The organism is Pseudomonas sp. IT-P395 (assembly GCF_949767675.1).
Lineage (GTDB): Bacteria > Pseudomonadota > Gammaproteobacteria > Pseudomonadales > Pseudomonadaceae > Aquipseudomonas.
Window position 1 is genome coordinate 310,110 of the sequence record NZ_CATKPW010000033.1, and the last position, 19,489, is coordinate 329,598.

General features: G+C 58.8%; 21 protein-coding genes. 10 read left to right on the forward strand and 11 right to left on the reverse strand.

What is annotated here, in order from left to right:
- Positions 1 to 67 precede the first annotated feature (67 nt).
- Positions 68 to 1,087, forward strand: a complete 1,020-nt coding sequence (gene rlmF, locus ACM6IN_RS20110; protein ID WP_038357670.1) for a 23S rRNA (adenine(1618)-N(6))-methyltransferase RlmF — start codon at positions 68 to 70, stop codon at positions 1,085 to 1,087.
- Positions 1,088 to 1,283: 196 nt separating this feature from the next.
- Here rlmF and ACM6IN_RS20115 read toward each other — a convergent pair whose 3' ends face one another.
- Positions 1,284 to 1,565: an HU family DNA-binding protein gene (locus ACM6IN_RS20115; protein WP_003221909.1), complete on the reverse strand. Its 282-nt coding sequence runs from the start codon at positions 1,563 to 1,565 to the stop codon at positions 1,284 to 1,286.
- 395 nt (positions 1,566 to 1,960) lie between these two features.
- Between ACM6IN_RS20115 and yejK the strand changes: the two genes are divergently transcribed.
- The gene (gene yejK, locus ACM6IN_RS20120; protein ID WP_007909053.1) at positions 1,961 to 2,965 is read left to right on the forward strand and encodes a nucleoid-associated protein YejK; all 1,005 of its coding nucleotides are present in this window, start codon (positions 1,961 to 1,963) and stop codon (positions 2,963 to 2,965) included.
- Positions 2,965 to 3,315, forward strand: a complete 351-nt coding sequence (locus ACM6IN_RS20125; protein ID WP_095112594.1) for a glutaredoxin family protein — start codon at positions 2,965 to 2,967, stop codon at positions 3,313 to 3,315. Before yejK ends, ACM6IN_RS20125 begins: the two co-directional genes overlap by 1 nt.
- Before the next feature lie 116 nt (positions 3,316 to 3,431).
- Here ACM6IN_RS20125 and ACM6IN_RS20130 read toward each other — a convergent pair whose 3' ends face one another.
- From ACM6IN_RS20130 to ACM6IN_RS20150, 5 genes are all read right to left on the reverse strand, one after another.
- Positions 3,432 to 4,367: a glutathione S-transferase family protein gene (locus ACM6IN_RS20130; protein WP_007909055.1), complete on the reverse strand. Its 936-nt coding sequence runs from the start codon at positions 4,365 to 4,367 to the stop codon at positions 3,432 to 3,434.
- An 84-nt stretch (positions 4,368 to 4,451) separates the two neighbouring features.
- Entirely contained in the window at positions 4,452 to 4,754 is a 303-nt protein-coding gene (locus tag ACM6IN_RS20135) for a GIY-YIG nuclease family protein (protein WP_414916591.1), read from the reverse strand.
- A gap of 39 nt (positions 4,755 to 4,793) precedes the next feature.
- Positions 4,794 to 5,264, reverse strand: coding sequence for a nuclear transport factor 2 family protein (locus ACM6IN_RS20140; RefSeq protein WP_007909058.1), 471 nt, complete (start codon positions 5,262 to 5,264; stop codon positions 4,794 to 4,796).
- Positions 5,265 to 5,468: 204 nt separating this feature from the next.
- Positions 5,469 to 6,773 carry a CynX/NimT family MFS transporter gene (locus ACM6IN_RS20145; RefSeq protein WP_077571231.1) on the reverse strand — a complete coding sequence of 435 codons (1,305 nt, stop codon included), beginning with the start codon at positions 6,771 to 6,773 and terminating at the stop codon, positions 5,469 to 5,471.
- Positions 6,763 to 7,422: a FadR/GntR family transcriptional regulator gene (locus tag ACM6IN_RS20150; protein WP_414916592.1), complete on the reverse strand. Its 660-nt coding sequence runs from the start codon at positions 7,420 to 7,422 to the stop codon at positions 6,763 to 6,765. Before ACM6IN_RS20150 ends, ACM6IN_RS20145 begins: the two co-directional genes overlap by 11 nt.
- Positions 7,423 to 7,588: 166 nt before the next feature.
- Here ACM6IN_RS20150 and ACM6IN_RS20155 point away from each other — a divergent pair, with 166 nt between their 5' ends.
- Positions 7,589 to 7,900: a type II toxin-antitoxin system MqsR family toxin gene (locus ACM6IN_RS20155; protein WP_414916593.1), complete on the forward strand. Its 312-nt coding sequence runs from the start codon at positions 7,589 to 7,591 to the stop codon at positions 7,898 to 7,900.
- Positions 7,897 to 8,388: a type II TA system antitoxin MqsA family protein gene (locus ACM6IN_RS20160; protein WP_007914353.1), complete on the forward strand. Its 492-nt coding sequence runs from the start codon at positions 7,897 to 7,899 to the stop codon at positions 8,386 to 8,388. The genes ACM6IN_RS20155 and ACM6IN_RS20160 overlap by 4 nt, the downstream gene beginning before the upstream one ends.
- 51 nt (positions 8,389 to 8,439) lie before the next feature.
- On the opposite strand, the gene ACM6IN_RS20165 is transcribed toward ACM6IN_RS20160, so the two are convergent.
- From ACM6IN_RS20165 to ACM6IN_RS20180, 4 genes are all read right to left on the reverse strand, one after another.
- A complete protein-coding gene (locus ACM6IN_RS20165) occupies positions 8,440 to 9,204 on the reverse strand; it encodes an amino acid ABC transporter ATP-binding protein (protein ID WP_007914351.1) in 765 nt (254 codons plus the stop codon).
- An 11-nt stretch (positions 9,205 to 9,215) separates the two neighbouring features.
- Positions 9,216 to 10,310 (reverse strand): amino acid ABC transporter permease, encoded by a 1,095-nt coding sequence (locus ACM6IN_RS20170; RefSeq protein WP_007949911.1) that lies wholly within the window; start codon positions 10,308 to 10,310, stop codon positions 9,216 to 9,218.
- A 10-nt stretch (positions 10,311 to 10,320) separates the two neighbouring features.
- Positions 10,321 to 11,502 (reverse strand): amino acid ABC transporter permease, encoded by a 1,182-nt coding sequence (locus ACM6IN_RS20175; RefSeq protein WP_007914329.1) that lies wholly within the window; start codon positions 11,500 to 11,502, stop codon positions 10,321 to 10,323.
- 66 nt (positions 11,503 to 11,568) lie between these two features.
- Entirely contained in the window at positions 11,569 to 12,600 is a 1,032-nt protein-coding gene (locus ACM6IN_RS20180; protein WP_007914328.1) for an amino acid ABC transporter substrate-binding protein, read from the reverse strand.
- Positions 12,601 to 13,068: 468 nt separating this feature from the next.
- Between ACM6IN_RS20180 and ACM6IN_RS20185 the strand changes: the two genes are divergently transcribed.
- The 5 genes from ACM6IN_RS20185 to ACM6IN_RS20205 all read left to right on the forward strand — a co-directional run bounded on the left by ACM6IN_RS20185 (position 13,069) and on the right by ACM6IN_RS20205 (position 18,390).
- Positions 13,069 to 13,725: an alpha/beta hydrolase gene (locus tag ACM6IN_RS20185; protein ID WP_007914327.1), complete on the forward strand. Its 657-nt coding sequence runs from the start codon at positions 13,069 to 13,071 to the stop codon at positions 13,723 to 13,725.
- A gap of 97 nt (positions 13,726 to 13,822) precedes the next feature.
- Complete coding sequence (gene rhlB / locus ACM6IN_RS20190) at positions 13,823 to 15,301, forward strand: ATP-dependent RNA helicase RhlB (protein ID WP_007914326.1); 1,479 nt, start codon at positions 13,823 to 13,825, stop codon at positions 15,299 to 15,301.
- A gap of 136 nt (positions 15,302 to 15,437) precedes the next feature.
- On the forward strand, positions 15,438 to 16,382 hold the full coding sequence (locus tag ACM6IN_RS20195; RefSeq protein ID WP_095112607.1) for an ornithine cyclodeaminase family protein: 945 nt from the start codon (positions 15,438 to 15,440) through the stop codon (positions 16,380 to 16,382).
- A gap of 160 nt (positions 16,383 to 16,542) precedes the next feature.
- On the forward strand, positions 16,543 to 17,670 hold the full coding sequence (locus ACM6IN_RS20200) for an NAD(P)/FAD-dependent oxidoreductase (RefSeq protein ID WP_414916594.1): 1,128 nt from the start codon (positions 16,543 to 16,545) through the stop codon (positions 17,668 to 17,670).
- Between the two features lie 93 nt (positions 17,671 to 17,763).
- Entirely contained in the window at positions 17,764 to 18,390 is a 627-nt protein-coding gene (locus ACM6IN_RS20205) for a transcriptional regulator (protein ID WP_007914317.1), read from the forward strand.
- A 107-nt stretch (positions 18,391 to 18,497) separates the two neighbouring features.
- On the opposite strand, the gene ACM6IN_RS20210 is transcribed toward ACM6IN_RS20205, so the two are convergent.
- Positions 18,498 to 19,274, reverse strand: a complete 777-nt coding sequence (locus ACM6IN_RS20210; RefSeq protein ID WP_007914314.1) for an ABC transporter substrate-binding protein — start codon at positions 19,272 to 19,274, stop codon at positions 18,498 to 18,500.
- Positions 19,275 to 19,489 lie beyond the last annotated feature (215 nt).

Consider the following 19,489-nt stretch of genomic DNA (forward strand, 5'->3'; position numbering starts at 1 on the left):
CGGCGCATGGCTCATCAATGTGGGACAATACCCGCCACTTTCAGCCATACCCGAATCGACCACGCCCATGAACGCCCCCCGCACACCCAAACCTGCGCGCAAGAAGCCTGACACCGCGACCCCGGCCAAGACCGTCGAGCCGCGTGAAAAGGCCAGCCTGCACCCGCGCAATCGCCATCAGGGTCGTTACGACTTCCCGGCGCTGATCAAGACCACGCCGGAACTGGCGAAGTTCGTGATCACCAACCCGTACGGCAAGGAAAGCATCGACTTTGCCAGCCCCGATGCGGTGCGCGTGTTCAACCGGGCGCTGCTCAAGTCGTTCTATGGCATCCAGCATTGGGACATCCCGGCAGATTACCTCTGCCCGCCTGTTCCGGGCCGTGCCGATTACGTGCACTTCCTTGCGGATTTGCTGGCCAGCATGAACGACGGCAAGGTCCCGCGCGGTGCGATCGTCAACGTGCTGGACATCGGCATGGGTGCCAACTGCGTGTATCCGCTGATCGGTAACAGCGAATACCGCTGGCACTTCCTCGGTTCGGAGATCGATCCGACCGCCGTGGCCGCAGCCAAAGCCATCGTCCAGTCCAACGATCTGAGCAAGGTTATCCAGCTGCGTCAGCAGGAAAACCGCAAGCACATCCTGATCGGCTTGCTGGAGCCGGGCGAGCGCTTCGACCTCACCATGTGCAACCCGCCGTTCCACGCCTCGATGGATGAAGCGACCAAGGGCAGCGAGCGCAAATGGCGCGCACTGGGCAAGGCCGACCCGAAACGCAAACTGCCGGTGCTGAACTTCGGCGGCCAGTCGGCTGAGCTGTGGTGTGAAGGCGGTGAAGCGCGCTTCGTGACGCAATTGATCGCCGAGAGCGCGAATTTCCAGCATAAAGTGCTGTGGTTCAGCACCTTGGTGTCGAAAGCGTCGAACCTGCCGGCCATTGAAACCGCGCTGAAGAAGGCCGGAGTGCTGGAAAGCCAGGTCGTGGAGATGTCTCAGGGCCAGAAGCAGAGCCGTTTCGTCGCCTGGACCTTCCAGACCAAGTCCGAGCAGCAGATCTGGCGCCGCGAGCGCTGGGTTCGCTGATAGCTGCGCAGATGCCCCTGTAGGAGCTGCGGCACGCTGCGATCTTTTGATCCTGATCCTGAAGAACAAGATCAAAAGATCGCAGCCTCGTTTCACTCGACAGCTCCTACAAGGCGGTGTCATTCCTCGCCAAATCGCAGACACAAAAAAACCGTGCCCGGATCGCTCCGGTGCACGGTTTTTTTATCGCTGCGTCTTACTTGTTCACAGCGTCGGTCAGGCCTTTGGCCACAACCAGCTTGATCACTTTCTTAGCAGGGATTTCGATGGCAGCGCCAGTCGAAGGGTTACGGCCAGTGCGGGCAGGACGCTCGGTCACTTTCAGCTTGCCGATACCTGGCAAGGTGATTTCGCCGCCGTTTTCCAGCTGATCGGCAACGATTTGGCCCAGTTGGTCCAGAGCGTTACGCGCGGTGGTTTTCGGCGCGTCGATAGCTTCAGCGATGTCGGCGATCAGTTGGTCTTTAGTAAGAGCCATGTAGTGTTCCTTCCCTATCAAATTCATATGGATTGCAGAGTGCAGTGTCAGCCATCGAGCCCGATCTTCTGGATCTGGCACCCTCGGCGATAACCACGACGAGTCGGGTTATAGATACCGAAATCAGGGTTTGGTTCGACCTGACAAATGCTGATTGCACGCTTAACGCAGTGACTTCGCGTAAGACCGGGCAAAACTAGCACAGAGCCGGGGAAATATCCGCCTCTAGCTACCCATTTGGTCAGCTTTATTGCGCTAAATCGGTAAAAAACTGCATAAGCGCCAGAGCGCGCCCCGGTTTTGCCCTACAACCCGCGCCAAAACCAGTGGTTGCGGTACACTGGGCGCTTTTTCGGGGGAGCCTGCCCTCCTCCCTTCCAACAGCCGAGAAGCCCATGCCGATCCGTCATTGCATCGTCCACCTGATCGACAAAAAACCCGACGGCACACCCGCAGTTCTGCACGCCCGTGACACGGAACTGGCCGAGTCTGCAGCCATCGAAAACATGCTCGCCGACCTCAACGAGAGCTACAACGCCAAACAGGGCAAAGCCTGGGGCCTGTTCCATCCGGAGTCCGGCGCGTTCCCCTTCAGCGGCTGGCTGAAGGAATACATGGAGGGCGGCAAGGACTTCACTGCGTTCAGCAAAGTCGCGGTCGAACACCTGCAAAAACTGATGGAAGAGTCGAATCTGTCGGTCGGCGGACACGTGCTGTTCGCCCACTATCAGCAAGGCATGACCGATTACCTGGCCATCGCCCTGCTGCACCACAGCGAAGGCGTGGCAGTGACCGATGAACTGGACGTGACCCCGTCGCGCCACCTCGACCTAGGTCAGTTGCACCTGGCGGCGCGGATCAACGTCTCTGAATGGCAGAACAACAAGCAGTCCAAGCAATACATCTCGTTCATCAAGGGCAAGAACGGCAAAAAGGTTTCGGAATACTTCCGCGACTTTATCGGCTGCCAGGAAGGCGTCGACGGCCCGGGCGAGACCCGGACTCTGCTCAAGGCTTTCAGCGACTTCGTCGAGAGCGAAGACCTGCCGGAAGAATCCGCTCGCGAGAAGACCAAGACCCTGGTCGATTACGCCAGCAGCCAGGCCAAACTCGGCGAACCGATGGGTCTGGAAGAGTTGTCCGAGCTGATCGACGAAGAACGCCCGAAAGCCTTCTACGATCACATCCGCAACAAGGACTACGGCCTGTCGCCTGAAATTCCGGCGGACAAACGCACCCTGAATCAATTCCGCCGCTTCACCGGCCGCGCCGAAGGCCTGTCGATCAGCTTTGAAGCGCACCTGCTGGGTTCGAAGATCGAATACGACGAAGAGGCTGGCACCCTGGTGATCAAAGGCCTGCCAACGTCGCTCACCGATCAGTTGAAGCGGCGTAACTGATGCTCGGCAATGTGCTGAAGAAAGTTGCACTGGTTCTGCTGGTGGTGGTGGTCTATCAGAACTGGGGCAAGATCGAGCGGGTGTTCAACCCGTCACAAATGGTCTCGGAGCAGACACGGGCGCAGGCCAATGTCGTGCTCTACGCCACTGACTGGTGCGGCTACTGCAAGCAGACCAAACGCTTTCTCGACAGCAAGGGGATTGCGTTCAAGGAGTTCGATATCGAGAAGGATGCCGAGGCGCGCAAGGCGTATGAGGCATTGGGTGGGCGCGGGATTCCGCTGATTGACGTTAACGGCACATTGATTCGCGGATTCGACCCGGACGAAATCCTCGCCGCCCTGAAATAACCTGTAGGAGTGAGCCTGCTCGCGATAGCGGTGTGTCAGTCGATAAATCCGCCGATTGACACACCGCTATCGCGAGCAGGCTCACTCCTACAAAGTTTTGCTACAGACTTGAGAGATCAGCGGGCTTCGATACGGAATCCAAAACGCGGGAAGTGCACATGCACCACGCCGCCGCGCTCGTCTTCGCGCCGAATGATCAACTCTTCGCTGCCGGCAAACAGCAACTCACCCACCACCGGATCAACCCCGTAATCCGTCGCGGCAATCGCCACTTGCTGACCAGCCTTGAAACCGTTCGGATCTACAAACTGCTCGCCAGGCAAAGCCGCCGGCGTCGCGTTGCGTGCAACCTCAAGCGCCTCTTCGGAGGTCATCGCACTCGCCGCGCCATGACCGAAGCCCAACACTCGACTCAGCCATGCCGAAACCGCCGGATACTCATCCACCAGCGGTGCAGTGACGTGAGTGGCCTTGAGGAACCACAGCGGATGCGCCAATGCGAAGTCGGCAATCGACGGCTCGCCAAACAGAAAGTCACCCTGCTCGCGTTGCAACTGCTGCTCCAGCCGCGCCATGATCGTCGGCCACTGATGCTTGGCTTGTTCGGCAGACAAACGCGTGGCGCTGCCACCACTGAACAGACCGGCACGGTCGGCGATAAAAGCTTTGATCGCTTCCGGTGGCAGCTTGGCGAAACGCACGGCAACCGATTCCGGCTGGAACACCAGACTCACGGCATGCTGGAACACCACCGAATCAGCCCAAGTGGCAAAACTCGCGGAGGTGAACTCCTGACCTTCAGGGAAGAACGCCGGCAAAGCCTTTTCCTGCTCCAGGCGCCGCGCGATTAACGATGTGTCGCAATAGATGTCAGCGCCAATCTGCAACACCGGTGTCTTGCGGTAGCCGCCAGTCAGCGCGGTCAGATCCGGTTTCGGCATCACCGGCGAAATATGCACCGAGCGCCACGACAAGCCTTTGAAACCCAGCAGCAGGCGGGCCTTCTCGGCAAATGGGGAGGTCGGGTAGTGGTGCAGAATCAACTCGGACATGCTCGGCTCCGCCGCTCAGATAGTGAGCCAGCAGCTTAGCGCGCATTTGCTTAGCAGCCTACAGATCTGCCTGATGGGAACCAATCAGTCAGATTGATAAGACGCAACTAGGCATTCCTTTGCGCTTTTCTTGAGCTTTTTGATCAAGCGTTCCTGACGCAACGCATCGCCCTTGTCGCGGCACAACTCGGTATAGACCAGCGCCATCGCCGGGCTGGAGAGGAAGAACCGTGCACCTTTGCCGCTTTGATGTTTGGCGAAGCGGCGCACCGGGTCATCACTGATCCCGCAGTACAACGAACCATTGGCGGCGCGAACGAGGTAGACGAACCAGGACTTGCTCACGGGTTCGGCGACATCGACAGATTTTTCGCTAAGGCTGGTCACTTCGGGATCTAGACGTGTAGGAAACAGGCGGCGATCTTATCAGCGACCGGCCTGAAATGCCTTCAGTCCCTTCAATGCCTGGGCGCGCACGGCGTTGCGCACCAGCGGCGTCCAGCCCAGTAGCAGGCCTTTGAAACCGAGCGCCTGACGCGACCAGCGCCACAGATCAAAATGATCGTGGTGCTCGCAGATCTTGCCGTCACGGAACACGAAGCGGGCCTGGATATCGTTGACCACGACGTTGCCGGTCTGGCTGAACAGGTAGGTTGCGACCCAATGTGCACCGCCGCTGCGTTCATCGGCACGAACGTTGTCGAAGGTCAGCGAGAAGTCTTTGGCGCGGGTGGTGAGCATGCGCCACATGTCGCCGGCATCGCGGCCACGCAGTTCGCCGAAGGCCGGGTCGCTGAACACTACATCGTCGGTGTAGCAGGCGGCCATGGCTTCGGCGTCCAGGCGCTGGAAGGCCTGGTAGAAGCGGGTGATCAACGCGGCGTGGGCTTCGCTCATGGGCAATCTCCAAGATAGGTACAGAGTGCCAGCACCATAATCTGCAATGTGCAGAAACACTATCGGCATTCGCAAACCGAATACCCGCTGTACACAAAACCCATGTAGGAGTGAGCCTGCTCGCGATAGCGGTGTGTCAGTCAGCGCAACGTTGACTGGTATAAAGCTATCGCGAGCAGGCTCACTCCTACAGTTTGAACCGCGTCAGATCTTCTCGCTTTGCACTTGCACGTACAGCGCACGCCCGGCGCCAAGCCCGGCGATGATCGCACCTGTACCGATGATGCCAAAGATCCAGCCGACGGCATTCCAGCCGCCGGTCCAGTCATGCACCACGCCGACCGCGAACGGCCCCATCGACGCCAGCGTGTAACCAAAACCCTGAGACATGCTCGACAGGTTCGCCGCGACATGTGAATCCCGCGAACGCAGCACGATCAGGGTCAACGCCAGACTGAACGTACCGCCCTGCCCCAGCCCCAACAGAATAGCCCAACCCCACAGCCCTTCGATCGGCGCATACAGACAACCGAACAGACCGCCGAGGGTCAGCGCCATCACCACCACAATCGCCAGACGCTGATCCTTGCCGCGAGTGGCCAGCCACGGCGCAGCCAGTGAACTGGCCAGTTGAATGATCACCGAACCGGACAACACCAGACCGGCCTGGGTTGGCGTCAGTCCACGACCAATCAGGATCGACGGTAACCAGCCGAAGACGATGTAGGCCAGCGATGATTGCAGGCCCATGTACAAGGTCACCTGCCAGGCCAGCGGATCACGCAACAGTCCGCGCACGCGATAGGCGACGTTGTGCGCGCCATGTTTCTGCCCGACTTGCGGCAACCAGAACACCGCTGCAACCAACGCCGGAATCACCCAGAAACCCAGGCCCATCGCCCAGCTACCACCGAAATGCTCACTGAGCGGCACGCTGGAACCGGCCGCCATCGCCGCGCCCAGGCACAGCGCCATGGTGTAGACGCCGGTCATGGTGCCGGCATGTTTGGCGAAGTCGCGCTTGACGATGCCCGGCAGCAGAACACCGATGATGCCAATGCTCGCACCGCCCAATACGCTGCCGGCGAACAGGCCGATCTCACCGAAGTTGCTGCGCAAAATGATCCCGCCGGCCAGTGTCAGCAAAATCCCCAGCACCACCCGCTCAGCACCAAAACGTCGCGCCAGAATCGGTGCCAGTGGCGCAAACAAACCGAGGCACAACACCGGCAGCGTAGTCAGCAGACCGGCCTGAGCCGCCGACAAGCCAAGACTTTTCGACACATCGCTGAGCAGCGGCGCCATGCTCGACAGCGCCGGACGCAAGTTCAGCGCCACCAGAATCAAGCCGAGCAGCAACAACCACGGTCGGCGTACCAGCGGATGGCTTTGTTGCACTTGTTCGTCATCAGCCTCGGCGTCGATCAACAGTTCTTCAAGTTCTGCCGTGCGCTTGGGGGTTGTGGATATCTCGTTGCGGGACATAGATTTCTCGGTTTCAAGGTTCATTGATCAACTGCCTCGACAAAGCTTTGGCCCGTTCCGGGTCGCGTTGCTCGACCGCATCGAGCAACGCGATGTGCAGGTCGAACACTTCCTGACGGCGCGGGACGATGTTCAGGGTCTGGCGCAATTGCGCGCCGACGATGCTGGAAAAGTAGCGATACAGCTCGCTGAGGGTCGGGTTGTGCGCGGCGTCGACCAAACGGCGGTGAAACACCAGATCGCAGGCGATATAGGTGTCGAGATCGCCGTGGTAGTGGCTGCCGCTGGTGCCGAGCGCTTCACGCAATGCGACGAGGTCTTCGTCGGTGCGGCGCAATGCCGCCAAACCGATCGCTTCGACTTCGAGGATGTGGCGGGTTTCCCGCGCCTGTTCCAGCGAGCATTGCGACAGCGCTTTCAAGGTATCCATCGGATCGACCACTGCGCGCAAGTAACTGCCATCGCCCTGGCGAATCTCGATCAGCCCGGAAAACGCCAATACGCGCATGGCTTCGCGCACGGTGTTGCGGCTGATGCCCAGTTCGGCGCACAGCTCGGGTTCGGTCGGCAAACGCTCGCCGACCTGCCAGGCACCGCTGTTGATGCGCTGACGAAGTTGATCCAAGGCCTGATCGACCAGGGATCGCTTAACGAGTGGAGAAATATCTGACATAGGATTGGCCCTTTCATCCAATCATAGGATGAATTTTCTGACATGTTAGTCAGACCCGTGTAGGACGGCAACCACCTAGGGTCAATCGGAGACATATGAAGCGGTATTTTCGATTGGTCAAAATTACCCTTTAAGGGTAATTTCAGGGACAGGGTTTTGGTTTCTTATGGAAAAGAACACACCCCATTACGACTTGGCGGTGATCAAGGCGGAAGTCAGACGACTTGGCAGACAAGCTTTCACCAAGACCGCGGAAAAAACCGGTCTCGATCTCGGTTTTAGCTTCGCAGAAATGCAGGAGATCGTTTTCGAGTTGCAGAACAGGATGTTGTACAAATCGATGACCACCTATGACGATCATCGAGTCTGGCAGGACGTGTATCACATCAACTCAAAAGGCCTGGAGATTTACATCAAGGTGACATACCGCCCTGCCGGCGGCGCACCGGTAATCTCCTTCAAGGAGAAAAACCCATGAAAACCCGGCAATGTTTCAGCTGTGGTGCCCGTGAGGGAATGAGGCATTTCGAGGGTCGCGGTGAGACCCTGAGTGTCAAAGGCATGGAGCGCCGCGTAGATGATCTCGCTGGCTGGGAATGCCGGCAGTGCGGGGAAATCGAGTGGGATGACGGCACCGATAGCGCTGATCGTTACACGGAAGCAGGCGATGAGCTGGTTATCGCTGCAAGACAAATGATCGGTTCCGAGATGAAGCGCATCCGGCGCAAATTGCACCTGACGCAAAAAGAGACGGTGCAACTGCTGTCAGGTGGAGGCCACAACGCATTTTCCAGGTACGAACGAGGCGAATTGCTGCCGCCGAAGGCGTTGATGCTTTTGATGCGGCTGCTGGATCGTTACCCGCACTTGCTTGCCGATGCGAAAGTCTTGGCCGAAGGGGCTGACTTGAGAGGTGCGTTCAAGTACACCGTGCACAAGGAACACGAAACCCTCACCGTTTCCTGACTCCAAAAAACAAACCCGGCACAAGGCCGGGTTGTTTTTACACACAAACCATCAATGCAAAATCTGACTCAAGAACAACTTCGTCCGCTCATTCTGCGGATTATCGAAGAAGTCATTTGGCGCCGCCTGTTCAACGATCTCACCCTTGTCCATGAAGATCACGCGGTTGGCCACGGTACGGGCAAAGCCCATTTCGTGGGTCACGCAAAGCATGGTCATGCCGTCTTCAGCCAGACCGATCATGGTGTCGAGTACTTCCTTCACCATCTCCGGATCGAGCGCTGAAGTCGGTTCATCGAACAGCATGATTTTCGGTTTCATGCACAGGGCGCGGGCGATCGCCACACGCTGTTGCTGACCACCGGACAGTTGCCCCGGAAACTTGTGCGCCTGCTCCGGAATGCGTACGCGTTCCAGGTAATGCATGGCGATTTCCTCGGCCTTGCGCTTGGGCATCTTGCGTACCCACATTGGCGCCAGGGTGCAGTTCTGCAGAATGGTCAGGTGCGGGAACAGGTTGAAATGCTGGAACACCATGCCGACTTCGCGGCGGATCGCTTCGATCTGCTTGAGGTCGTTGGTCAGTTCCACGCCGTCGACGACGATGCGGCCCTGCTGGTGTTCTTCCAGACGATTGAGGCAGCGAATCGTTGTCGATTTTCCGGAACCCGACGGCCCGCACAGGACGATACGCTCGCCCTGTTTGACGTTGAGGTTGATGTCTTTCAGCACGTGGAACTGGCCGTACCACTTGTTGACGCCCTGCATCTGAATAATGCCTTCAGAACCTGCAGGCTTTTTGATTGCTTCACTCATTTACAGAACTCCTAACGCTTGTGGCCAGTGTCGAGCTTGCGTTCCAGATGCATGGAATAGCGCGACATACCAAAACAGAAAATCCAGAACACCAGGGCGGCGAACACGTAGCCTTCGGTGGCCATGCCCAGCCATTTCGGATCGGCAGCGGCTTGTTTGACGCTGTTGAGCAGGTCAAAGAGGCCGATGATGATCACCAGACTGGTGTCCTTGAACAGCGCAATGAAGGTGTTGACGATGCCGGGAATCACCAGCTTCAGGGCTTGCGGCAGAATCACCAGGCCCATCGAACGCCAGTATCCGAGGCCCATCGCTGCAGCCGCTTCGTACTGACCTTTGGGGATCGCTTGCAGACCACCGCGCACCACTTCGGCGACATAGGCCGACTGGAACAGGATCACGCCGATCAGTGCCCGCAGCAGCTTGTCGAAGTTCATGCCTTCAGGCAGGAACAGCGGCAGCATCACCGACGACATGAACAGCACCGTGATCAACGGCACGCCGCGCCAGAATTCGATAAAGGTCACGCAGACCACACGAATCGCCGGCATGTTCGAACGTCGCCCGAGCGCCAGCACAATCCCCAGCGGCAACGCACCGGCGATACCGACAGTGGCGATGACCAGCGTCAGCATCAGGCCGCCCCACTGGCTGGTTGCCACCGGGGTCAGACCGAAACCGCCGTGCAGCAGGGTGAAGGCAATGATCGGGTACAGCACCAGAAAGCTCAGCCCGTAGATCGCTTTACGCGGTACGCGCGAGATGAACAATGGCGCCGCGCCGATCACCGCCAGCCACACAGTCAGGTCGACACGCCAGCGCAGTTCCGTCGGGTAGTAGCCGTACATGAACTGGCCGAAACGCTGCTGAATGAACACCCAGCAGGCGCCCTCCTTGGTGCAGTCGGCGCGGGTGGTGCCAACCCAGTTGGCATCGACAATCGCCCAACTGAGGATCGGCGGCACCACGAGATAAATCAGGTAGAACGCAAACAGCGTCAGCAGGGTGTTGAGCCAGCTGGAGAACATGTTCGCGCGCATCCACGCCACCACGCCGATGCTGCTGTTCGGTGGGGGCATGTCGGGTTTGAAAGTATGAGTACTCATGCGCTTTTCCTTACCGCTCGATCAGCGCAATGCGCTTGTTGTACCAGTTCATCAGCAGGGAAATGCTGATACTGATCGCCAGGTACACGCTCATGGTGATGGCAATCACCTCGATCGCCTGACCGGTCTGGTTAAGCACCGTGCCGGCGAACAGCGACACCATTTCCGGGTAACCGATACCGGCTGCCAGCGAGGAGTTCTTCGCCAGGTTGAGGTATTGGCTGGTCAGCGGCGGAATGATCACGCGCAGAGCTTGCGGAATGATCACTTTGCGCAGGGTCGGGCCGTTGCGCAGGCCGAGGGAACGCGCGGCTTCGGTCTGGCCGTGGCTGACCGACTTGATCCCGGAACGCACGATCTCGGCGATGAACGCCGCGGTGTACACGGTCAAGGCCAGGGTCAACGCGAGCAGTTCCGGGATCAGCACCCAGCCGCCAACAAAGTTGAAGCCTTTAAGCTCGGGCATTTCCCAATGCAGCGGAGCGCCGAAGATCAGTGCGCACAAGGTCGGGATCACCAGCAGAATCGCCAGACCGACCCAGAACTTGTGAAACGGCACGCCGGTTTCTTCAAAGCGCTTGTTGGCCCAGCGGGTCATCAATACGATGCCGACGATGGCCACCACGATGCTGATCACGAACGCCCAGAAACCATCAGCCGCCAGCGCGGCTGGCATGTTCAGGCCACGGCTGCTGACGAAGAAGGTGTCGCCGAAGTTGTGGCTGTTGCGCGGCCCCGGCATGGTCAGGAACACCGCGAAGTACCAGAACAGGATTTGCAGCAGCGGCGGAATGTTGCGGAACACTTCCACATACACGGTCGCCAGTTTGCTGATGATCCAGTTCTGCGACAGCCGCGCCACACCGATGATGAACCCGAGGATCGTCGCCAGAACCACGCCGATCACGGTCACCAACAGGGTATTGAGAAGACCGATGACAAAGACGCGGGCATAGCTGTCCGCTTCGGTGTAGTCGATCAGGTGTTGAGCGATGCCGAATCCGGCACTGCGCTCCAGAAAACCGAAACCGGAGGTAATGCCCCGGTGCTGAAGGTTGGTTTGCGTGTTGTCGAACAAGTACCAGCCCAGCGAGACCACCGCCACAACGGTGATGATCTGGAATAGCCACGCACGCACTCGTGGATCGCTGAGGCTGAGCCTCTGCTTTGGTGCGCCGATTGAATTTTGCATGAAGTGCCCCGGAAAAAATGGAACAAGAACATCACCCGGCGGTTGGCCCGCCGGGTGATAGAACCATTAGCGCACTGGTGGTGCGTACTGAATGCCGCCGTTGTTCCACAGGGCGTTCAAGCCGCGGTCGATTTCCAGCGGAGTGCTCTTGCCGAGGTTTTTCTCGAAGATCTCGCCGTAGTTGCCGACTTGTTTGACGATCTGCACAACCCAGTCTTTCGGCAGTTTCAGGTCTTTGCCGTATTCGCCGTCAGCGCCGAGCATACGGGCGACGTCCGGGTTCTTGGTCGATTTGGCTTCAGCTTCGACGTTCTTCGAAGTGATGCCGGCTTCTTCGGTGTTGAGCAGCGCGTAGCCAACCCAACGGACGATGGCCAGCCACTCGTCGTCGCCATTACGTACGACCGGGCCCAGTGGTTCTTTGGAAATGGTTTCCGGCAGAACCACGTAGTCCTTCGGCGATGCCAGCTTGGAGCGCTGGGCGAACAGTTGGGACTTGTCGGAGGTCAGCACGTCGCAACGACCGGATTCCAGCGATTTGGCGCTTTCATCGGAGGTGTCGAAAGTGATCGGGGTGTATTTCAGACCGTTGCCACGGAAGTAGTCGGAAACGTTCAGCTCGGTGGTGGTACCGGCCTGGATGCAGATGGTTGCACCGTCCAGCTCTTTGGCACTCTTCACGCCCAGCTTGTTGTTCACCAGGAAGCCGATGCCGTCGTAGTAGGTAATGAAGCCCGGGAATTTCAGGCCCATGCCCGCGTCACGCGAACTGGTCATGGTGGTGTTGCGCGACAGGATGTCGATCTCGCCCGATTGCAGCGCGGTGAAGCGCTCCTTGGCGTTCAACTGACTGAATTTGACCTTGGTCGCGTCGCCGAATACGGCAGCGGCCACAGCGCGGCAGACGTCAGCGTCGATCCCGAGGATCTTGCCGGTCGCGTCCGGTACCGAGAAGCCCGGCAGACCGTCGCTCACGCCACACTGCACGAAACCTTTCTTCTGCACTGCATCCAGGGTTGCACCCGCCTGAGCGAACCCGCTGACACCGAGTACTGTTGCTGCAGTCACGATGGCCAGGGTGGATTTCAACATCTTCATTCAAACCTCCAGTTTTGCTCTTGTTGTGTCGGAGCTTGAGTCCAGTCGCACCCTTTTGAGGCGTTGTTGACCCGTGTTGGCTTTTTTTGGGGTCAACCGACGTAAGACCTTCGCTATGAGTCTAGTAGGAGAAAATCCACATCATGGACAACTCACTTCTCACCAATCGGCCGAACGGGCTGTAGCCCTTTCACGTTCGCTGCGCCCGTAGCGGCCATTGGCGAACATCCATCACCGGATTCTTTGCCATCCCGTCGCGGGTCGTACACTGATAGTGTTACCGCCACGCGTAGGATGCTTCGTACAGAACCTTCCATAGCAAAGCCCGTACCACACCTGTCACGGAATCGATTCGGCGACAGGTCAATAGCAAAACTTGTAACCTTGCGACATCTTCTTAACGGATCAACCGGGCGCGCACTCGAATCACGCACTTATTGAGAGCGCCCGCACATATTTGGAGCAGACATGACCGAGCCCTTGATTCTTCAGCCTGTTAAGCCCGCAGACGCCTGCGTGATCTGGCTGCACGGCCTCGGCGCCGACCGCTACGACTTCTTGCCGGTAGCGGAAGCGTTGCAGGAAAGCCTGCTGAGCACACGCTTCGTGCTGCCGCAGGCGCCGACGCGTCCAGTGACCATAAATGGCGGATATGCCATGCCCAGCTGGTACGACATTAAAGCCATGAGCCCGGCGCGAGCGATCGACCGTGATGAGCTGGAAGCGTCGGCGGATCGCATCATCGAATTGATCGAAAACCAGCGCGCCAGCGGAATAGACGCCTCGCGGATTTTCCTTGCCGGTTTTTCCCAGGGCGGCGCTGTCGTTTTGCACACCGCTTTTGTGAAATGGCAAGGCGCACTCGGTGGCGTACTTGCTCTGTCGACCTATGCGCCGACGTTCAGCGATGACATGCAACTTTCAGCCAGTCAGCAGCGGATTCCCGCGATATGCCTGCACGGTCAGTTCGACGGCGTGGTACAGAACTCGATGGGACGCAGCGCCTACGAGCATTTGGTGAAGCATGGTGTCACCGTGACATGGCAGGAATACCCAATGGAGCACGAAGTGTTACCCGAGGAAATTCGCGACATTGGTGTCTGGTTGAGTGAGCGCCTGCGCTAAGCGTCGAGATTAAAATCACCCTTTGATCCCTCCTACTACGCCGCGCCCGTTTCTTGCATTACACTGGCCGGCGTACATTCCTTAACCAATTGATGAGATGACCGTGCTCGAAGCACTCAAGAAAATGTTCGGTAAAAGCGAGGCTGAGCAGCTCGCGCCAGTTCCCAGTGCGCCGTCGCACGCCCCCGGTCATCGCAACGATGCGCCCCAGGCCGACCGCCCCGCTGCCGTAGCAGCACCGAAGCAAGACCCGAAACCCGCTCCGGCCGCGCCAATCGCCGCCGAGCCTGCGCGCAGTGAAGAGCCGAAACCGGCCAGAGCGCGTCGCGAACCAAAGCCCAAGGCCCCGGTCATTCCGTGGAAACTCGAAGATTTCGTTGTCGAGCCACAGGAAGGCAAAACCCGCTTCCACGATTTCAATCTTTCACCAGAACTGATGCATGCCATTCAGGATCTGGGCTTCCCGTACTGCACGCCGATCCAGGCGCAGGTGCTGGGTTTCACCCTCGCCGGCAAAGACGCCATTGGTCGCGCGCAGACCGGTACCGGCAAGACCGCCGCGTTCCTGATCTCGATCATCACCCAACTGCTGCAAACGCCGCCGCCGAAAGAACGCTACATGGGCGAACCCCGTGCGCTGATCATCGCGCCGACCCGTGAGCTGGTGGTGCAGATCGCCAAGGATGCCGCTGACCTGACCAAGTACACCGGTCTCAACGTCATGACGTTCGTTGGCGGCATGGACTTCGACAAACAGCTCAAGCACCTCGAAGCGCGTCACTGCGACATTCTCGTGGCGACCCCAGGCCGCCTGCTCGACTTCAACCAGCGCGGCGACGTGCACCTGGACATGGTCGAAGTGATGGTGCTGGACGAAGCCGACCGCATGCTCGACATGGGTTTCATCCCGCAAGTACGCCAGATCATTCGCCAGACCCCGCCGAAGTCCGAGCGCCAGACCCTGCTGTTCTCCGCGACCTTCACCGAAGACGTGATGAACCTGGCCAAGCAATGGACGACCGATCCGTCCATCGTCGAAATCGAAGTCACCAACGTCGCCAGCGAAAACGTCGAGCAACACATCTACGCCGTGGCCGGTGCCGACAAGTACAAATTGCTCTACAACCTGGTCAACGATAATGGCTGGGAGCGGGTGATGGTCTTCGCCAACCGCAAGGACGAAGTGCGCCGTATCGAAGAGCGTCTGGTGCGCGACGGTGTGAATGCTGCGCAGTTGTCCGGCGATGTGCCGCAACACAAACGCATCAAGACCCTCGAAGGTTTCCGCGAAGGCAAGATTCGCGTGCTTGTCGCCACCGATGTGGCCGGTCGTGGCATTCACATCGACGGCATCAGCCACGTGATCAACTTCACCCTGCCGGAAGTCCCGGACGACTACGTGCACCGCATTGGCCGGACCGGTCGTGCTGGCGCCGATGGCGTGTCGATCAGCTTCGCCGGTGAAGACGACTCCTATCAGTTGCCGTCCATCGAAGAGAAGCTCGGTCGCAAGATCAGTTGCGAAACGCCACCGACGCATCTGTTGCGCGCGGTCGAGCGCAAGCGTCCGCAGTAAGCGACACTTGAAGGAAAAGCGCAGCCGGCCACGGACTGCGCTTTTTTTTCGTCCGGCATTTCATCAGGCGCTTGCGAGAGATAACTAAAAGTCCATAATAGACAAATTAGTTTATACCCAGACTCCGGAGCCTGATATGTCCAGTACGCCCTACGTGATCGACCAACATCAGGCCCGCGAGCTGCTGGCGCGCATTGATGTGCCGCAGATCCTGCGCAAGCTGTTCCGCGATCTCGCTGCCGGACACGCCGTGCAACCAGCGCAGCAACTGGTGGAGTTCCCGCAGGGTGCCGGCGACTTCATCAACTATCTGGGCGTGTTGGCCGAGGACGGGGTTTACGGCGTGAAGACCTCGCCGTACATCGTTCGCGAGCAGGGTGCGCTGGTAACCGCGTGGACATTGTTGATGTCGATGAAAACCGGGCAGCCGTTGCTGTTGTGTGATGCCGGTGAACTGACCACCGCGCGCACTGCAGCGACTACCGCAGTGGCAGTCGACGCCCTCGCACCGCTGAATGCCACACGACTGGCAATCATCGGCAGTGGCAAGGTTGCGCAGGCGCATCTGCACTATGTGAAATCGCTGCGTGACTGGCAGAGCATCAGCGTGCATTCACCGTCCCTGCTCGAAGACGCTGATACTCAGGCACGGTTGAAAGCCATCGTTGCCGATCTGAACATTGCCGACAACCGCGAAGCCGCCCTTGCCGAGGCCGATGTGATCATGCTCTGCACCTCGTCTGCCGGACCGGTGATCGATCCTGCCGCATTGAGCAAGCCGGCCCTGATCACTTCGATCAGCACCAACGCCCCACGCGCCCACGAAGTTCCACCGCAGAGCCTCAACGACATGCAGGTGTTCTGCGACTATCGTCTGACCACGCCGGGTTCGGCGGGCGAGATGTTGATTGCCAGTGAACAGCATGGCTGGAGCAAGGATTCGATTGTCGGCGACCTCGCCGATCTGCTCAGCGAAAAAGTGCAGCGCCCGGATTACGACCGCCACGTGTTTTTCCGCTCAATCGGCTTGGGCCTGGAAGATATTGCTCTGGCCAATGCGATTTACCACCTGAACAACTGACCACTGTAGGAGCTGCCGAAGGCTGCGATCTTTTGATCTTGATCTTAAAAAACCAGATCAAAAGATCGCAGCCTTCGGCAGCTCCTACAGGGATCGCATTCCGATTGGGGAGTTGCCAATGACAGATCCCCAGAGAACCCCGATAGTTTTGGAGTTTTTCATGAGCCAGGCAGATTTCATCATCATCGGCGGCGGGATTGCCGGCGCTTCCACCGGTTTCTGGCTGTCGCCGCACGGCAAAGTGATCGTGCTCGAACGCGAATCCCACCCGGCCTATCACTCCACCGGGCGCTCCGCCGCGCTGTTCACTGCCGCGTACGGCACACCGCAAGTGCGTGCACTGACGCAGGCCAGCCGGGCGTTCTTCGACAATCCGCCAAGCGGTTTCTGCGAACACCCATTGCTGACCCCGCGCGGCGAAATGACCGTCGACTTCAGCGGTGACGCCGCCGAACTCAATAACCAATACCTCAGCGCCAAAGCCACGGTGCCTGAGATGCAACTGCTCAGCGCCGACGAAGCCTGCGCGCGGCTACCGATCCTGCGTCGGGAAAAAGTCCACGGCGCGATCTACGATCCGAGCGCCAGCGACATCGACACCGACGCCTTGCATCAGGGCTACCTGCGCGGCGTCCGTCGCAATAACGGTGAAGTGCATACCGATTGCGAAGTGCTCGGCCTCAGCCGCGATGCCGAAGGCCACTGGCACGTGCAGACCAACGGCCAGACCTTTAGCGCCCCCGTGATCATCAACGCCGCCGGGGCCTGGGCCGACAAGATCGGCGCACTGGCCGGCGCCAAGCCCCTGGGTCTGCAACCAAAACGCCGCGCCGCGTTTATTTTCGCCGGCCCCGAAGGCGTCGACATCCATCACTGGCCGATGCTGGTCAGCCTCGATGAATCCTTCTATATGAAGCCTGACGCCGGCATGTTCCTCGGCTCGCCCGCCAACGCCGACCCGGTCGAACCTCACGATGTGCAGCCGGAAGAACTGGACATCGCCATGGGCATCTACCAGATCGAAGAAGCCACGACGCTGACCATCCGCCGCCCGACCCGCACCTGGGCCGGGCTGCGCAGTTTCGTTGCCGACGGTGATCTGCTCAGCGGTTTCGATCCGCAGGTGCCAGGTTTGTTCTGGGTCGCCGCGCAAGGTGGCTACGGCATCCAGACTTCGCCGGCGATGGGCCAGGCCAGCGCGGCGTTGGTGCGTGGTCAGCCGCTGCCCGAGCACTTGCTGCAGTTCGGCCTGAGCAGCGCCATGCTCTCCCCTGCCCGCCTCGCCTGATCGTCCACCCGGATGACGCGCCCAACGGATTGCGGCACACTCGCAGCGCCTCCTGATCACGGGGGCGTTGACGCTGCCTGGAGCTCCACTGTCATGACCGCCCCTGAATTCGACCCGGCGCTGGATAACTTCCGCGCCATCGCCGATGCCATCGCCACGCTGTTCTTTCCGCACGCCGAAGTGGTGCTGCACGACCTGCGCACGCAGAAGGTCGACTACATCGCCAACAACCTGTCCAAACGCGAGATCGGCGACGACTCGTCACTGGAAGACATGCTCAGCGAGGATGTCAGCGACCGCAATATCGGCCCGTACGAAAAGCTTAACTGGGATGGTCAGAAGATCCGTAGCCTGAGCAGCGTCCTGCGCGACAGCGAAGGCCTGCCGCTGGCGGTGCTGTGCATCAATCTGAATATTTCGCTGTTCGAGAATGCCAAGGCAGCGCTGGACCTGTTCCTCTCACCGAGCAAACTGATCCCGCAACCGGATTCACTGTTTCGCGATGACTGGCAGGAGCGCATCAACACCTTCCTCCACGCCTGGCTGCGCGAGCGGCAACTGAGCCTGAATGTGCTGACTCGCGATCACAAACGTGAACTGGTGCTGGCGCTACACGCCGAGGGAGCGTTCAAGGGCAAGAGTGCCTCGAACTATGTGGCCAATGTGCTGAACATGGGGCGGGCGACGGTGTACAAGCATTTGAAAGAATTGAAAGGCTAGAAATTTGCGGTGATTTCTCTGACGCCATCGCTGGCAAGCCAGCTCCCACAGGTTTTGTGTACGCCGCAAATCCTTGTGGGAGCTGGCTTGCCAGCGATAGCGGACTATCAGTCGCCGTAGATGTCGGACTTGAAGTACTTCTCGGAAATTTTCTGGTACTCGCCACTCGCGCGAATACCATCAATGGCGCCATTCAACTGGCTGACCAGTTCAGCATTGCCCTTGCGCACCGCAATCCCCGCCCCCTCACCCACGTACTTCGGATCCTTCAACTCAGGCCCGACAAACGCATAACCCTTGCCACGCGGCATCGACAAAAAGTCATTCAACGGAATGGTGTCAGCAAAAATCGCATCCAGCCGCCCCGCCGCCAGATCCATGTAGATCTCTTCGTTGTTGCTATAGCGCTTGACGTTGATGCCCTTCGGCTCGAACACCTCGGTGGCATAACGATCGGTGGTGGTCGCACGCTGCACGCCGACATTCTTGCCCTTGAGGCTGGCGTATTGATCGTCGACGGTGGCGCCTTCCTTCATCACGAGGCGTGACGAAGTGAAGTAATACTTGTGAGTGAAATCCACCGACTTCTTGCGGTCTTCGTTGATCGTCATCGATGACAGCGCCATGTCGATTTTCTTCACTTTCAGCGAAGGAATCAGGCCGTCAAACTCACCTTCGACCCACACGCACTTGACCTTCATCTGCGCGCAAAGAGCGTTGCCGATGTCGTAGTCGAAACCGACGATTTCACCTTTATCGGTTTTCGAGGCGAATGGCGGGTAAGCGGCTTCGATGCCGATACGCAGGGTTTGCTCGGCGGCGAACACGCTGGCGGAGGCCAACAGGCTGAGGGCCAGACCGGTGATGAGGGGGAGTTTCTTCATATTCGTTCTCTCGCGGGTTGTTGTTGGTTTGGCAAGATGAAGAAGAGCAGCTGCTAGCGGGGAGCTTCGAGCGGCAAGATTGAAGCATGTTGTACTTGTAAATCCATCTTGGACTTATATGTACAAATCGTCAATTCGGGGCAGAAGCAAAAAGATCGCAGCCTTCGGCAGCTCCTACAGGGGTATGCCGACCCAATGTAGGAGCTGCCGAAGGC

Excerpts from the sequence above, each read along its gene's own strand:
- ACM6IN_RS20165 (WP_007914351.1), bottom strand. The coding sequence starts at position 9,204 with ATGAGTGAAGCAATCAAAAAGCCTGCAGGTTCTGAAGGCATTATTCAG.
- ACM6IN_RS20180 (WP_007914328.1), bottom strand. The coding sequence starts at position 12,600 with ATGAAGATGTTGAAATCCACCCTGGCCATCGTGACTGCAGCAACAGTA.
- rhlB (WP_007914326.1), top strand. The coding sequence starts at position 13,823 with ATGACCGTGCTCGAAGCACTCAAGAAAATGTTCGGTAAAAGCGAGGCT.
- ACM6IN_RS20155 (WP_414916593.1), top strand. The coding sequence starts at position 7,589 with ATGGAAAAGAACACACCCCATTACGACTTGGCGGTGATCAAGGCGGAA.
- ACM6IN_RS20185 (WP_007914327.1), top strand. The coding sequence starts at position 13,069 with ATGACCGAGCCCTTGATTCTTCAGCCTGTTAAGCCCGCAGACGCCTGC.
- ACM6IN_RS20195 (WP_095112607.1), top strand. The coding sequence starts at position 15,438 with ATGTCCAGTACGCCCTACGTGATCGACCAACATCAGGCCCGCGAGCTG.
- ACM6IN_RS20205 (WP_007914317.1), top strand. The coding sequence starts at position 17,764 with ATGACCGCCCCTGAATTCGACCCGGCGCTGGATAACTTCCGCGCCATC.
- ACM6IN_RS20140 (WP_007909058.1), bottom strand. The coding sequence starts at position 5,264 with ATGAGCGAAGCCCACGCCGCGTTGATCACCCGCTTCTACCAGGCCTTC.
- ACM6IN_RS20130 (WP_007909055.1), bottom strand. The coding sequence starts at position 4,367 with ATGTCCGAGTTGATTCTGCACCACTACCCGACCTCCCCATTTGCCGAG.
- yejK (WP_007909053.1), top strand. The coding sequence starts at position 1,961 with ATGCCGATCCGTCATTGCATCGTCCACCTGATCGACAAAAAACCCGAC.
- ACM6IN_RS20160 (WP_007914353.1), top strand. The coding sequence starts at position 7,897 with ATGAAAACCCGGCAATGTTTCAGCTGTGGTGCCCGTGAGGGAATGAGG.
- ACM6IN_RS20210 (WP_007914314.1), bottom strand. The coding sequence starts at position 19,274 with ATGAAGAAACTCCCCCTCATCACCGGTCTGGCCCTCAGCCTGTTGGCC.
- ACM6IN_RS20170 (WP_007949911.1), bottom strand. The coding sequence starts at position 10,310 with ATGAGTACTCATACTTTCAAACCCGACATGCCCCCACCGAACAGCAGC.
- rlmF (WP_038357670.1), top strand. The coding sequence starts at position 68 with ATGAACGCCCCCCGCACACCCAAACCTGCGCGCAAGAAGCCTGACACC.
- ACM6IN_RS20150 (WP_414916592.1), bottom strand. The coding sequence starts at position 7,422 with ATGTCAGATATTTCTCCACTCGTTAAGCGATCCCTGGTCGATCAGGCC.
- ACM6IN_RS20200 (WP_414916594.1), top strand. The coding sequence starts at position 16,543 with ATGAGCCAGGCAGATTTCATCATCATCGGCGGCGGGATTGCCGGCGCT.
- ACM6IN_RS20145 (WP_077571231.1), bottom strand. The coding sequence starts at position 6,773 with ATGAACCTTGAAACCGAGAAATCTATGTCCCGCAACGAGATATCCACA.
- ACM6IN_RS20175 (WP_007914329.1), bottom strand. The coding sequence starts at position 11,502 with ATGCAAAATTCAATCGGCGCACCAAAGCAGAGGCTCAGCCTCAGCGAT.
- ACM6IN_RS20125 (WP_095112594.1), top strand. The coding sequence starts at position 2,965 with ATGCTCGGCAATGTGCTGAAGAAAGTTGCACTGGTTCTGCTGGTGGTG.
- ACM6IN_RS20115 (WP_003221909.1), bottom strand. The coding sequence starts at position 1,565 with ATGGCTCTTACTAAAGACCAACTGATCGCCGACATCGCTGAAGCTATC.